Below are 13,754 nucleotides of genomic sequence, written 5' to 3'. Positions count from 1 at the left end.
ATGTGGTTCACCATCTGGTCGGTCCTGGTCGTCGGCACGCTCGTCGGCGCGTTCTTCCTGGGGCGCGACCTGTGGCGCAAGGCGAAGGCGCTCCTGCGGCAGGTGTCGGAGGCGTCGGTCGTGATGGACCGGTTCGCGCAGCGGACCGACGAGATCACGGCGGCCCTGCAGGCTTCCCAGCCCAGCACGGCGCCCACCCTGTTCGACGACCCGGAGCCGCTGCGCGAGCGCGTGGAGGAGCTGCGGGAGCAGCGCGCCGAGCGTCGGGCGCTGCGCAGGACACGCAACCAGGAGACGTGGGTCCGGTGGCGCCGATTCAACGCGTAGGATCTGCGACAACAAGACTTGCGTCCGACTCCGAGGAGCCATCTCATGGGCATGCTGAAGCCCTGGCACATCATCGTCCTTCTTGTCGTCGTGCTGCTCCTGTTCGGGGCGAAGCGACTTCCTGACCTGGCGCGCAGCGTGGGCCAGTCGCTCAAGATCTTCAAGAGCGAGGTCAAGGACCTGCGCGACGACGACAAGCCCGCGGAGCCTGCCGTCAAGGATGACGACGCCCCCAAGGCCTGACCCGTGGCCGGTTCGAAGACGGCCAGGTCCCCCGAGGGGCGCATGCCCCTGCGTGAGCACCTGCTGGAGATCCGCAAGCGGCTCTTCCTGGTCTCGTGCGGGCTCGTCGTGGGTGCGATCGGCGGGTGGTTCCTGTACGAACCGCTGCTGGCCGCGCTCCAGGCTCCTCTCGAGGCGGCCGCGGCCGCGCAGGACAAGGTCATCAACCTGAACTACTCGGGCATGGCGACCGCGCTCGACATGAAGATCAAGGTCTCCTTGTTCCTCGGGGTCCTGGTGTCGTGCCCGTGGTGGCTCTACCAGCTCTGGGCGTTCATCACCCCGGGACTGACGCGCAAGGAGCGCCACTACGCCGTGGGGTTCCTCGGGGCGTCGGTGCCGCTCTTCCTGGGCGGGGTGTTCCTGGCGTGGTGGGTCCTGCCGCACGCGGTCGACATCCTGGCGTCGTTCCTTCCGGACGGGGCGTCCAACCTCACGGACGCCCAGGGGTACCTGAGCTTCGTGATGCGCCTGGTCCTGGCGTTCGGGCTCGCGTTCGTCCTGCCCGTGGTCCTGGTCGCGCTGAACTTCGCCGGCCTGCTGCGGGCGACGACCCTGCTCGCCGGGTGGCGCTGGGCCATCCTCGTGGCGTTCGTGTTCGCGGCCGTCATGACCCCGACGCCCGACGCGCTCACCATGATCTTCGTGGCCCTGCCCATCTGCTTCCTGTACTTCGCCGCCCTGGGGATCGCGATCCTGCGCGACCGCAGCACCGACAAGCGCCTGGCCGCCGCGCTCTCCGGTGCCTGAGCGGCCCGCACCCCGCCCTGCCCGCCTCGCCGTCGTCGTCAACCCGACGGCCGACCGCGGGCGGGGACGGGGGGACGGGCTGCGCACCCTCGCCCTCCTGCGGGAGGCCGGCCACGACGTCGTCGACCTCAGCGCCCCCAACGCACCCCTCGCGCTCGAGAACGCCCGCGACGCCGTGGCGGGCCGCGGCCCGGCCGGGCGGGTCGACGCGCTCGTCGTCGTCGGCGGCGACGGCATGGTCCACCTCGGCGTCAACGCCGTCGCCGGGACGCACGTCCCGCTGGGCGTCGTCGCGGCAGGCACCGGCAACGACTTCGCCTCGGCCCTCGACCTCCCCGTGCACGACGTGCCCGCCGCCGTCGGGCTCCTCACCACGGCCCTCGCCGCCCGCTCGGCGGGGACGGGCGGGGTGCGGGTCGTGGACGCCGCCCGCGCCGAACCCCTCGACACCGACCTCGCACCCCGCCCGGGGCGCGCACGCTGGTTCTGCGGCGTCCTGTCCGCGGGGCTCGACGCCGCCGTCAACGCCCACGCCAACGCCCTGACGTGGCCGCGCGGCGGCGCCAAGTACGTGCGCGCCGTCGCGAGCGAGCTCGCCCGCTTCCACCCCTACGGGTACCGCATCACCGCCGACCTCGCGCCCGGCGACGGGCCCGACGCCGCAGCGCACCCCTTCGTGTGGTCCTCGCCCGGGACCGTGGTCGCCGTCGCCAACGGCCACCGCTTCGGCGGCGGCGTGCAGATCGCCCCCGACGCCGCGATCGACGACGGCCTCCTCGACCTCGTCACCGCCGGACCCCTGACCCGCCTGGGCGCCGCCCGCGTCTTCCCCGGCATGTACCGGGGGAAGCACGTGCACCACCCCGCGGTCGACGTCCGCCAGGTCACGTCCGTCCTCCTGGAGGCGACCGACGCAGGACGCCCACCACCCCCGGCCTTCGCCGACGGGGAACGCATCTCCCGGCTGCCCGTGCGCGTGCGCGTCGTCCCCGGTGCGCTGCACGTCCTCGACGGACGCACCACCGCGCCGCGGGACTGACCCACCCGGTCGGGCGCGCAGCCCCGGGCACGCGCGGCCCGTGCGCGCCCGACGGCGAAAAGCCCCACGGACCGACACCCCCGGACCGTAGGGTGGTGGCATGACCGCAGCACCCCGCACCGCCGGCACCTCCGGAGACGACGACACCCACGGCCCGGCGAGCCCCGCGGAACGGTACGCGGCCTCACGCGCCCTCCAGGCCGCGTCCCGCACCCAGCTCGCCGCGTTCCGCGAGGTCGTCGGCTTCCCCTTCGACGACTTCCAGGTCCGCGCCTGCCAAGCCCTCGAGGAGGGCCGCGGCGTCCTCGTCGCCGCCCCCACGGGCGCCGGCAAGACCGTCGTGGGGGAGTTCGCCGTCCACCTCGCGCTCGCCGGCGGCCGCAAGGCCTTCTACACGACCCCCATCAAGGCCCTGTCGAACCAGAAGTACGCCGACCTCGTCCGCCGCCACGGCGCCGACCAGGTGGGCCTGCTCACGGGCGACACCTCCATCAACGGCGACGCCCCCGTCGTCGTCATGACGACCGAGGTCCTGCGCAACATGCTCTACGCGGGCTCGCGCGCCCTCGACGGCCTCGCGTTCGTCGTCATGGACGAGGTCCACTACCTCGCCGACCGCTTCCGCGGACCCGTCTGGGAAGAGGTCATCATCCACCTCGACGACGACGTCCAGCTCGTGTCCCTGTCCGCGACCGTGTCCAACGCCGAGGAGTTCGGCGACTGGCTCGAGATGGTCCGCGGCGACACCGCCGTCATCGTCAGCGAGCGCCGACCCGTCCCCCTGTGGCAGCACGTCCTCGTCGGCTCGCGCCACCGCGGCCCCCGCACCCCGGGCGAGGTCGTGCGCCCCGGCACCGGGGCGGACCTGATCGACCTGTACGCGGGGCACGTCGACCCGACCGACCCCGGGGTCAACCCGCCCATCAACCCCGACCTCCTCGCCGCGTTCCGCAGCGGCTCCCGCGACGGCGGGTACCCCGGGCGCGGCGGCCGGGGAGGTGACCGCGGCTATCGCGGACGCGGGGGCCGCGGCGGGCCGGGTGGGTACCGCGGCGGCGGGTCGGGGGACGGGGGCGGACGCCGCACCCCGCCGCGGTTCGCCGTGGTCGACGCCCTGGACGCCGACGGCCTGCTGCCCGCGATCTTCTTCATCTTCTCCCGCGCGGGGTGCGAGGCCGCCGTGACCCAGTGCCTGGCCGCGGGGCTGCGGCTGACGACGCCCGCGCAGGAGGCCGAGATCCGCGCGACCGTCGAGGAACGCAGCGCGACCCTGCCCGCCGAGGACCTCGACGTCCTGGGGTACTGGACGTGGAGCGAGTCCCTCGCGCGCGGCATCGCCGCCCACCACGCCGGGATGCTGCCCATCTTCAAGGAGATCGTCGAGGACCTGTTCAGCAGGGGACTGGTCAAGGTCGTGTTCGCGACCGAGACCCTCGCCCTCGGCATCAACATGCCCGCCCGCTCGGTCGTGCTCGAGAAGCTCGTGAAGTGGGACGGGACCTCGCACGTCGACATGACCCCGGGGGAGTACACCCAGCTCACGGGGCGCGCCGGACGGCGAGGCATCGACGTCGAGGGGCACGCCGTCGTCGTCGACCACCCCGGGCTCGACCCGGTCGCCCTCGCGGGACTCGCGTCCAAGCGCCTGTACCCCCTCAAGTCCTCGTTCCGGCCCACGTACAACATGGCCGTCAACCTCGTGGCGCAGGTCGGCCGCGAGCGCGCCCGCGACGTCCTGGAGACGTCGTTCGCCCAGTTCCAGGCCGACCGTGGCGTCGTGGGCCTGGCCAAGCAGGCCCAGGCGCACGCCGAGGCCCTCGAGGGGTACGCGCAGGCCATGACGTGCGACCGCGGCGACTTCAGCGAGTACGCCCGGCTGCGGCGCGCCATCGCGAACCGCGAGGCCGACCTGTCGAAGTCGGACCAGCGGGCCCGGCGCGCCCAGGTCGTGGCCGACTTCGAGAACCTGCGCGTGGGCGACGTCGTCGAGCTCCCCACGGGCCGGCGCGCCGGCTACGTCGTGGTGCTCGACCCGGGCAAGGACGGCGGCTTCGACGGCCCGCGCCCCACCGTGCTGACCGAGGACAAGCACGTCAAGAAGCTCACGGTCGCCGACGCCCCGTCAGGGATCCGCACCGTCGGCAAGGTCCGCATCCCCAAGACCTTCAACCCGCGCGTCCCCGCCGCCCGCCGCGACCTGGCCTCGTCGCTGCGCAACGCCCTCGGCGCGTTCGTCGACACCCCCGGCGCACCCGCCCACGGCAAGGCCCACCGGGTGCGCGCGGCCGCCGCCGACGACAAGGAGCTCAGCCGCCTGCGCGCCGCCCTGCGCGCCCACCCCTGCCACGACTGCCCCGACCGCGAGGACCACGCCCGCTGGGCCGAGCGCTGGGCCCGGCTCAAGAAGGAGCACGACGCCCTGGTGCGCCGCGTCGAGGGCCGCACCGGGTCGATCGCGCGCGTCTTCGACCGCATCTGCGACATCCTCACGGGCCTGGGCTACCTCGAGGTCGACCCGCACCCCGCGAGCGGTGGCGCACTCGAGGACACGCCCGCCGCTGGCCCGGGCACGACCGGGACAGCACCCGCCACGACCCGCCCCCGACCAGGACGGACGCCCGCCCCCGACGTCCGGGTGACCGACGCCGGCCAGTGGCTGCGCCGGCTCTACGCCGAGAACGACCTGCTGCTCGCCGAGTGCCTGCGCCGCGGCGTGTGGGACGACCTCGACCCGGCAGGGCTCGCCGCCGTCGTCTCGGCCCTCGTCTTCTCGGCGCGCCGCGAGGAGCCGGGCGAGCCCTACGTGCCCGGCGGCCCCCAGGGCAGGCTCGCACGGGCGCTCGACGCGACCGTCGTCGTGTGGTCCGAGGTCGACGACCTCGAGGAGGCCCACCACATCGACGCGACCGGCAGCCTCGACCTGGGGCTCGTCGCGGCCGTGCACCGGTGGGCGACCGGCCGCAGCCTCGACGCCGTCCTGCGGGGCTCCGAGCTCGCCGCGGGCGACTTCGTGCGCTGGTGCAAGCAGATCATCGACGTCCTCGACCAGCTCGCGACCGCGGCCCCCACCCCCGCGATGCGCAGGACCGCGGTCCGCGCCATCGAGGCCGTCCGCCGCGGCGTCGTGGCCTACTCGAGCGTGTGACCTTCGCGTCACGGGCGCCCGGCGCACCCCCGTGAAGGGGCGCACCGGGCGCACCGTGGCATATCGTGTGGTTTCGTGGCCTCCACCCTGTACCGCAACGGCGTCATCCACTCCTCGACCGACCCCTTCGCCGAGGCGATGCTGGTCGACGACGGGGTGATCACCTGGATCGGCGCGGACGACACCGCCGCCGGGCTCGCCGCGCGCGCCGACCGCGTCATCGACCTCGACGGCGCCCTCGTCGCCCCCGGCTTCGTCGACTCCCACGTCCACGTCCTCGAGACCGGCCTCGCCCTCGCAGGCGTCGACCTGTCCGCGAGCGCCGGCGTCACGTCCCTCGCGGGCGCCCTGGACGCGTTGCGCGCCGCGGCCGCGGCCCGCCCGGCCGCGGAGGCCGACGACGTCCTGCTCGCGTTCGGGTGGGACGAGCAGGAGTGGCCCGAGCACCGTGCCCCGACGCGCGCGGAGCTCGACGCGGCGTGCGGGGGAGCCCCCGTGTACGCGGCGAGGGTCGACGTGCACTCGGCGGTCGTCTCGACGTCCCTCGCGCAGCGTGCGGGCCTCGAAGGCCGGCAGGGCTGGACGGACAGCGGCTGGGTCACGCTCGACGCGCACCACGCCGCCCGGGACGCGGCGCGCGCCCTGAGCCCCGAGCGGCGCACCGCGCTGTACCGTGCGGCCCTGGACGCCGCGGCCCGGCGTGGCATCGTGTCGGTGCACGAGAACAGCGCCCCCTCGATCGACACGCGGGACGGCCTGCGCGAGCTCATCGCGCTCACGCGGGACCCCCAGGGTGCCCTGCCGCACCTGGTCGCCTACCGGGGCGAGCTGTGCGCCACGTCCGACGACGCGCGCGCCCTGCTCGCCGACCTGCCGGGCCTCACGGGCATCGCGGGGGACCTCAACGTCGACGGCTCGCTCGGTTCGCGCACCGCGGCCCTGCGGCACCCGTACTCCGACTGGACCGGCACCCCGGGGGAGGCCGGTCCTGACGGCCGCGGCAACCAGTACCTGAGCCCCGAGGAGGTCGCGGCGCACCTGTCCGCGGTCGCGGCGGCCGGCACGCAGGGCGGGTTCCACGTCATCGGTGACCGCGCCATGGACACGTTCCTCGTGGGGCTGCGCGCCGCCGCGGAGGCCGACGGCGCCGCCGCGCACCGCCGGGCGGGGCACCGAGTCGAGCACGCCCTGTTCGTCGACACCAACGCCCTGTCGACACTCCTGCTCTTCGGGGTGTCCCTGAGCATCCAGCCCGTGTTCGACGCCGCGTGGGGCGGCCCGGACGGCATGTACGCCTCTCGCCTGGGGCCCACACGCGTGGCCGGGCTGTCGCCGTTCGCGGACCTGGCGGGCGCGGGCGTCCCGCTCGCGTTCGGGTCCGACTCGCCCGTGACCGCGATGGACCCGTGGTCAGCGGTCCGGGCGGCGATGTCGCACGCCGACCCCGACCAGCGTATCTCCGCCCGTGCGGCGTTCCGTGCGCACACGCGCGGGGGCTGGCGCATCGCCGGGCTCGACCACACCGGCGCCGGTCAGCTGCGCGTCGGCGCCCCCGCGCACCTCGCGGTCTGGCGGGCCGAGCACCTCGCGGTGCAGGGCACGGGGACCGCGGTGTCCTCGTGGAGCACGGACGCCCGCGCGGGCACGCCCCTGCTGCCCGACCTCACGGACGACGCCCCCGACCCGACGTGCCTGCAGACGGTGCGCGACGGCGTCGTGCTGTACGACACGTTCGACTGAACGTCGTCACCGCCGCTCCCACCCCTCGTCCGCGCCCTCGTGCGTACAGGTCGCAGGACCGCGGCGGACGAGGGACCTTCGTCCCGGGTGTTCGGATTGACACCACACGGAGGGAAGGTAAGTTCGTTGACGTGTTCCGGCCGTCAGCGCCACAGGGGAACGAGCCACCATCTCACCGTTCGTCCTGCCGGTTCTGGCGCGCATCGGTTCGACCCGCGCGTTCAGTAGACAACACGGCTCCACCGGTGGCGGTGGGACGTGGTCCGAAGGACGCGCGGGTCGGCCCACATCCACCGGATCCATGGGCCGACCTGCAGGTACGTGGCGTACCCTGCACTGGTGTCGACCCGTGAGCCGAACCGCTGGCTGCTGATCCTTCTCGCCGTCGGTGGCGGCTTCCTCACCAACACCGCCTTCCCCGACCGCGGGTGGTGGCCCATGGCGTTCGCCGGGGTCGCTGCACTGTTCCTCGCCCTGCGGCGCGACGGCGCGTGGTGGAACGCTCTCGTCGGGCTCCTGTGGGGACTGGCGTTCTTCCTCCCGCACATCCAGTGGGCCCAGATCGCGACGGACACCGTGCCGTGGCTCGCGCTGAGCGTCCTGGAGGCCGCGTTCCTCGCGCTCTTCGGCGCGATGTGGACCTGGGTGCGGCGGCTGCCGTTCGTCGCCCGCAACCTCGCCTGGCAGGTCGTGACGTTCTCGGTCGTGTGGGTCGCGGTCGAGCAGTGGCGCTCGGAGTTCCCCTTCGGCGGGTTCCCCTGGGGGCGGCTCGCGTTCTCCCAGGTCGACTCCCTCCTGGGACGCACGGCCTGGCTTGGCGGCGGACTGCTCGTGTCGCTCCTGACGGCCGCGATCGGTGTCCTCGTCGCGGTGTTCCTCGTCGAGGCGCGCCGGGTCCGCACCCTGCCGGCCCTGTGCTCGCTCGGCACCGCCGCGGTCATCCTCGGGGTCGGCCTCGTCGTCCCGCTCGACGTGCGCCCCGAGACGGGCACGCTCACGGTCGGCGCGGTCCAGGGCAACGTCGGAGAGCCAGGCCTCGGCTCGTTCGCCAACCGCGGCGAGGTCCTGCAGAACCACGTCGACGGCACGCTCGCCCTGCTCGAGGAGGTCGAGCCCGGCGAGCTCGACGTCGTCCTGTGGCCGGAGAACGGGTCGGACCTCGACCCCCAGACCACACCGGACGTGGCCGCCGACATCGACGCGGCCGCGAGCGCCGTCGACGCCCCCGTCCTGGTCGGGGCGCAGGAGTTCCCCGAGACGGGCGGGCGCTACAACGTGTCCCTGCTGTGGGCCCCGGGGGAGGGCGTCATCGACCGGTACGCCAAGCAGCACCCGGCCCCGTTCGGCGAGTACATCCCCCTGCGCGACTTCGTGCGGATCTTCTCCGACCAGGTGGACCGGGTGACCACCGACATGATCGCGGGCGACGAGGTCGCCGTGATCGACCTGCCCTCCGAGCGGCTGGGGCGCGTCGTGCGGCTCGGCAACGTCATCTGCTTCGAGGTGGCGTACGAGGAGCTGATCCGGGACGCCGTCAACGAGGGCGCCGAGATGCTGGTCGTCCCGACGAACAACGCGTCGTTCGGGTACAGCGCCGAGTCCACGCAGCAGCTCGCGATGTCGCGCCTGCGGGCCATCGAGACCGGTCGCGCGACCGTGCAGATCTCGACCGTCGGCGTGAGCGGCGTCATCGCCCCCAACGGGGCGCTGCTCGAGAGCACCGAGCTGTTCACGGCCGACCAGATGATCGCGACGCTCCCGCTGCGCGACTCGCTGACCCCGGCCGTTCGCGCCGGGTACTGGCCGGGATGGATCGCCGGCGGGCTGACCGTCCTGTTCGTCGTGGGGGGAGTGGTGGCCCGGGTGCGACGGGCGCCGGCAGCGAGCGCCCCGGCCCGCAAGCAGGCCGCCAGCCGGCCGGTCGCCGGGAAGCGCCGCTAGCCCGCACGGCGGGCACGCAGCCGGCAGCGAGCGCGCCGCCCTCGACGTCCTGAGCCGGACCGTCGTCGACGTGGTGACGCGAGCCGACGGCGGGGGCGTCCTGCGCAGCGCACTATCCGGTCCGCGCACGACGAAGGGCCCGGAAGCTCCGAGGAGTTCCGGGCCCTTCGAGGCAGTCGGTCAGGCGCTGCGGCGCAGCTTGCCGGCACGCAGCAGGCCGAGGCGCTCGTCGAGGAGCTCCTCGAGCTCCTTGATCGTGCGGCGCTCGAGCAGCATGTCCCAGTGCGTACGGGCGGGCTTGCCGGCCTTGGGCTCGGGGCGCTCCGCGTCACGCAGGAGGGCCTCCTCGCCGCACCGACACTCCCACACCGCCGGGACCTCGGCCTCGGTCGAGAACGGCAGGATGATGGTGTGGCCGTTGGGGCAGTCGTAGTGCGCCTGGAAACGAGGGGCGAAGTCGACGCCCGCGTCGGACTCCATGCTCTTCGCACCGATGCTCATTCCACGTAGGGACCGGTCTGGCATGTCGTCCTCCAAGGGGTAGCGGCAGGGTTGTCTATGGGGGTCAACGTCCCGGCGGGAACGCATGTTCCGCAGGGGCGTGAAGGTCCGGTGAACGCAGGAGGCGCGCCAAACCCACCCGTCGAGGCTGCCCAGCAGACCACGCGCATCGGGGAGGACGCGCACACCCGCGAGACCACCGACCAGGTTTCCGGTTTTCGCAGGTCGGCGCAACTCCACACGCACGAACACGGGTGTGATGTTGCCCGAGGCAAGGCATGTGAGGCAGCGCGCCTCGACACGCAGCCGTGCGTCACCCGCTCGCTTGTCCAAGGTTACGGCATGATCCTTGGACAAGGAGGTGGCGCATGCACGGAACCGACAGCTCCCCGCTCGTTCCGGCGGCGGGCGGGCCCTGGCCCTCGATCTCGTTCGAGGAGCACCCGTGGCGACTCCACGCCGACTCACCCGTCTCTCGGCGCCAGCGTGAGCTGCACGCGGGGCCGTACAGGTCGGCGCTCGCCCCGGCGATCGCAGGCCGCGAGGTGCCGCTGCCCGCCGCCCTCGTCGCCGAGTGCGAGGACGCCGCCACCGAGGTCGCCCGCTTCGACGTCGAGATGGACACCCTCCTCGGCACCGGCGAGCTCGCCCCGCTGCGCAGCGTTCTGCTCCGCAGCGAGTCGGCAGCCTCCTCCCAGATCGAGAACCTGACCGTCGGGGCACGACAGCTCGCCCTGGCGGAGATCGGCGAGGACGCCTCCCGCAACGCCACGACCGTCGCAGGCAACGTCCACGCCATGCAGGCGGCGATCGACCTGGCGGACCGCCTCGACGGCGACGCGATCTTGGCCGTCCACCGTGCGCTCATGGGCGAGCGCGACGGCTCGGCCGGTCGGTGGAGGCAGGAGCAGGTCTGGATCGGGGGGACGTCCGCCGGCCCTCACCTGGCCGAGTACGTCGCGATCCATCACGAACGCATCCCGGCCGCGATCGACGACCTGGTCGCCTTCGCGCGCCGCACCGACCTCCCGGTGCTCGCCCACGCGGCCCTCACCCATGCGCAGTTCGAGACCATCCACCCCTTCACGGACGGCAACGGACGGTCGGGCAGGGCACTCATTCACGCGATGCTCCGCCACGCCGGGCTCACTCGCCGAGTCACCGTCCCGGTCTCCGCCGGGCTCCTCGTCGACACCGATGCCTACGTCGACGCCCTGACGGCCTACCGTCGCGGAGACGTCGTGCCCATCGTCCACCAGGTCAACGAGGCTGCGCTCGTCGCCGTCGGGAACGGCAGGGCACTGGCCGACGAGCTCTCGCAGGTGCGGAACGCCTGGACCGCACGGATCGACGCCCGTCGAGGCGCAGCCGCCTGGCGGGCGATCGACGTCGTCCTGGGGCAACCCGTCGTCTCGGTCTCGTTCCTCGCAGACGCGCTCGGGGTGAGCCTGCCCGCAGCGCAGGGCGCGATCGATCGCCTCGTCGACGCAGGCGCCCTGACGCCGACCGACCCGCGCCGACGACGAGGCCGGACCTGGCAGGCGACCGAGGTGCTGGCCGCCCTCGACGCGTTCGCGGCACGCGCTGGTCGGCGACGCGTCGCAGGATCCTGAGCCCCGGGGCGTCCTGTCCGGATCGTCGTCAATGCGCTGAATCGCGGTACCGTTCGTCCTGTGAGGAACCAGGCACACGACGCACGGCGGACGGGCGGTCATGGCGACCGTTGAGGCGTACGAGACCACGGCCGGACGGCGGTACATGGTCCGATTCCGTACCCCCGAGCGCAAGCAGACCAAGAAGCGCGGCTTCAAGACCAAGCGCAGCGCCGAGGCCTTCGCGTCCTCGCTCGAGGTGTCCATCCTGCGCGGGGAGTTCATCGACCCCACGGCCGCCCGCTCGACCGTGCACGAGCTCGGGGGAGCGTGGCTCCAGCGCCAGACCCACCTCAAGCCCTCCACGGCCCGCGCGATCGAGAGCTCGTGGCGCCTGCACGTCACGCCACGTTGGGGGAGCGTGCCCGTCGCGGAGATCCGGCGCACCGCGGTCCAGGCGTGGGTCTCCGACCTGAGCGCGACGTACAGCCCCACGACCGTCGCCCGCGCGCACGGCGCACTGGCATCGTTGCTCGACGACGCGGTCGACGACCGCCGCATCCTGACGAACCCCGCCCGCGGAGTCAACCTGCCGCGCAAGGTCCGTCGCGAGCACACCTACCTCGACCACCAGCAGGTCGCCGCGCTCGCCGCTGCCGCCGGGAGGCACGAGACCCTCGTCCTGGTCCTCGCGTACTGCGGCCTGCGATGGGGAGAGGCCGCGGGGCTGCGCGTCCGCGACCTCGACATGCTCCGACAGCGCATGCGCATCAACCAGAACGCCGTCGAGGTCGGCTCCGACATCGTGATCGGCACACCCAAGTCGCACGAGCGGCGCTCCGTCCCGTTCCCCGCCTTCCTGTCCCTGCGCCTCGCGGCGGCGTGCGAGGGCAAGGGGCGCGACGACGTCGTCTTCCACGGCGACCGCGGCACGTACCTCAAGCGCTCCAAGTCCGGCACGGGCTGGTTCTCGCGCGCGGCCCGCGAGGCGGGCATCGACGACCACCTCACCCCGCACGACCTCCGGCACAGCGCCGCGAGCCTCGCCGTGTCCGCGGGCGCGAACGTCAAGGCCGTCCAGCGCATGCTGGGACATGCCTCCGCGAGCATGACTCTGGACGTCTACGCGGACCTCTTCGAGAAGGATCTCGACGGCGTCGCGGTCGCCCTGGAGACGGCCCGGCTGCGCGCGGTCTCGCCCGGCTAGTGCCCAGGGTGTGCCCACGGACCTCCGAAGGGGGCGCGGTCGGCGGCTCAGAACGTTGAGTTTCCAGGGGAAACCGGGGGAGACCGGCTGCTCGCCCCGTGGGTCTAGCACTCACGGGGCAGGCCGCAGACGAGGGCGAAACGGTCATCGCCGACAATCCTCGAACGAGCCGCGAGTCACCCGAAACGACAGAGTCCTCCCGAGGCGTTCGACGCTCTCAACGCTTCCTGGGGAAGTCTGTCGATATCAAGAGACTTTGGGTGCAGCGCACCCCCGACGACCGATCACGGAACCCGACCCACGGCCCGATACGTCGGGGCCCGGGCCGCGCACGGACGGCGCGCACCGAGCGCTCTGTCCGTGTCGCTCGATAGGGTCGGAGCGACGACGTGCGGGCACACGAGCCCCGTCGACGACGAGGGAGGTACGTGGTGAGCGCCAGGCCAGGTCCGATGGATGTCACCTTCACCGCACCGATCGGCGTGACGGTGCGCGACGACGTGTGGTCGTGCGTCGAGATTCCCGACTCGCTCGAGCTGCTGGGAACGGGCAAGGCCGTGCGGGTCGTCGCGACCGTGGACGACCACCCCCTCAGGGCCGGGCTGATGCCGACAGGGTCCGGCGGGCACATGCTCTCGATCAGCGCCAAGCTCCGCACACAGCTCGGCAAGGGCATCGGGGACACCGTGACCGTCCACCTGTCCGAACGATTGACCTGAGAGGCGTTCTCACCAGGCGCGGTGATGTGATCGGCGCGACGGCGCGCTGACCTGCAGGTTCGTTCGGTCGTGAGTTTGGCAGCAGCAGGGTCCCAGGACCAGGATGCAAGTCGCCAAACGCACAAACTGGACGACTGGGACCCTGCTTGATCACTTATGGTGCCACCCTCGACGTGCCCGCCCACACCCTGACGGTCGTGACCCGATGGATCGCGGCCCATCGCCGCGCCCGCGACATCCGTCCCTGGCAGCGCGCCGCGACCGCGCGCACCCAAGCACTGCTCGTGCTGCGCTGGTTCAAGGACGCGACCCGCGTGCACCTGCTCGCTCGGGACGCGGGCATCTCGCTGGCGACGGCCTACCGGTACCTGCACGAGGCGATCGACGTCGTCGCCGACAAGGCACCCGACCTGCACGACGTCCTGGCCACCGCCCGCACCGAGCAGTGGCCGTTCGTGGCCCTGGACGGCACGCTCGTGCCGATCGCGCAGCTGCACGGACCGCGCAACCC

11 protein-coding genes and 1 pseudogene are annotated in these 13,754 nt (G+C 73.1%); 11 read left to right on the top strand and 1 reads right to left on the bottom strand.

What is annotated here, in order from left to right; translation table 11 throughout:
- The 7 genes from H9623_RS08630 (at position 1) to lnt (ending at position 9,224) form a co-directional block, all read left to right on the top strand.
- Positions 1–327, top strand: coding sequence for a hypothetical protein (locus H9623_RS08630; protein WP_193719653.1), 327 nt, complete (start codon positions 1–3; stop codon positions 325–327).
- Between the two features lie 45 nt (positions 328–372).
- Positions 373–570, top strand: a complete 198-nt coding sequence (tatA, locus tag H9623_RS08625) for a Sec-independent protein translocase subunit TatA (RefSeq protein WP_193719652.1) — start codon at positions 373–375, stop codon at positions 568–570.
- Between the two features lie 42 nt (positions 571–612).
- Entirely contained in the window at positions 613–1,359 is a 747-nt protein-coding gene (gene tatC, locus H9623_RS08620) for a twin-arginine translocase subunit TatC (protein WP_193719748.1), read from the top strand.
- The gene (locus H9623_RS08615; protein WP_193719651.1) at positions 1,352–2,398 is read left to right on the top strand and encodes a diacylglycerol/lipid kinase family protein; all 1,047 of its coding nucleotides are present in this window, start codon (positions 1,352–1,354) and stop codon (positions 2,396–2,398) included. Before tatC ends, H9623_RS08615 begins: the two co-directional genes overlap by 8 nt.
- 100 nt (positions 2,399–2,498) lie before the next feature.
- Positions 2,499–5,543: a DEAD/DEAH box helicase gene (locus H9623_RS08610; RefSeq protein ID WP_193719650.1), complete on the top strand. Its 3,045-nt coding sequence runs from the start codon at positions 2,499–2,501 to the stop codon at positions 5,541–5,543.
- A 75-nt stretch (positions 5,544–5,618) separates the two neighbouring features.
- Positions 5,619–7,283 carry an amidohydrolase gene (locus H9623_RS08605; RefSeq protein WP_193719649.1) on the top strand — a complete coding sequence of 555 codons (1,665 nt, stop codon included), beginning with the start codon at positions 5,619–5,621 and terminating at the stop codon, positions 7,281–7,283.
- 339 nt (positions 7,284–7,622) lie between these two features.
- A complete protein-coding gene (gene lnt / locus H9623_RS08600; protein ID WP_193719648.1) occupies positions 7,623–9,224 on the top strand; it encodes an apolipoprotein N-acyltransferase in 1,602 nt (533 codons plus the stop codon).
- A gap of 180 nt (positions 9,225–9,404) precedes the next feature.
- Here lnt and H9623_RS08595 read toward each other — a convergent pair whose 3' ends face one another.
- A complete protein-coding gene (locus H9623_RS08595) occupies positions 9,405–9,749 on the bottom strand; it encodes an RNA polymerase-binding protein RbpA (RefSeq protein ID WP_138824427.1) in 345 nt (114 codons plus the stop codon).
- A 344-nt stretch (positions 9,750–10,093) separates the two neighbouring features.
- Between H9623_RS08595 and H9623_RS08590 the strand changes: the two genes are divergently transcribed.
- From H9623_RS08590 to H9623_RS08575, 4 genes and pseudogenes are all read left to right on the top strand, one after another.
- Positions 10,094–11,338, top strand: a complete 1,245-nt coding sequence (locus H9623_RS08590; protein ID WP_193719647.1) for a Fic family protein — start codon at positions 10,094–10,096, stop codon at positions 11,336–11,338.
- A gap of 100 nt (positions 11,339–11,438) precedes the next feature.
- Positions 11,439–12,524 carry a site-specific integrase gene (locus H9623_RS08585; protein ID WP_193719646.1) on the top strand — a complete coding sequence of 362 codons (1,086 nt, stop codon included), beginning with the start codon at positions 11,439–11,441 and terminating at the stop codon, positions 12,522–12,524.
- Positions 12,525–12,976: 452 nt separating this feature from the next.
- Positions 12,977–13,243, top strand: a complete 267-nt coding sequence (locus tag H9623_RS08580; protein ID WP_193719645.1) for a DUF1905 domain-containing protein — start codon at positions 12,977–12,979, stop codon at positions 13,241–13,243.
- A gap of 146 nt (positions 13,244–13,389) precedes the next feature.
- Positions 13,390–13,754, top strand: a pseudogene (locus tag H9623_RS08575) (IS5/IS1182 family transposase); the annotation flags it as partial.

Source organism: Oerskovia douganii (assembly GCF_015142735.1).
GTDB classification, from domain to species: domain Bacteria; phylum Actinomycetota; class Actinomycetes; order Actinomycetales; family Cellulomonadaceae; genus Oerskovia; species Oerskovia douganii.
This window is presented reverse-complemented; position numbering and strand designations above follow the sequence as displayed.

What these genes read in the sequence shown, in the direction of transcription:
- tatA (WP_193719652.1), top strand. Translation starts at nt 373, where the DNA reads ATGGGCATGCTGAAGCCCTGGCACATCATCGTCCTTCTTGTCGTCGTG.
- H9623_RS08630 (WP_193719653.1), top strand. Translation starts at nt 1, where the DNA reads ATGTGGTTCACCATCTGGTCGGTCCTGGTCGTCGGCACGCTCGTCGGC.
- H9623_RS08590 (WP_193719647.1), top strand. Translation starts at nt 10,094, where the DNA reads ATGCACGGAACCGACAGCTCCCCGCTCGTTCCGGCGGCGGGCGGGCCC.
- tatC (WP_193719748.1), top strand. Translation starts at nt 613, where the DNA reads ATGCCCCTGCGTGAGCACCTGCTGGAGATCCGCAAGCGGCTCTTCCTG.
- H9623_RS08580 (WP_193719645.1), top strand. Translation starts at nt 12,977, where the DNA reads ATGGATGTCACCTTCACCGCACCGATCGGCGTGACGGTGCGCGACGAC.
- H9623_RS08595 (WP_138824427.1), bottom strand. Translation starts at nt 9,749, where the DNA reads ATGCCAGACCGGTCCCTACGTGGAATGAGCATCGGTGCGAAGAGCATG.
- H9623_RS08585 (WP_193719646.1), top strand. Translation starts at nt 11,439, where the DNA reads ATGGCGACCGTTGAGGCGTACGAGACCACGGCCGGACGGCGGTACATG.
- H9623_RS08610 (WP_193719650.1), top strand. Translation starts at nt 2,499, where the DNA reads ATGACCGCAGCACCCCGCACCGCCGGCACCTCCGGAGACGACGACACC.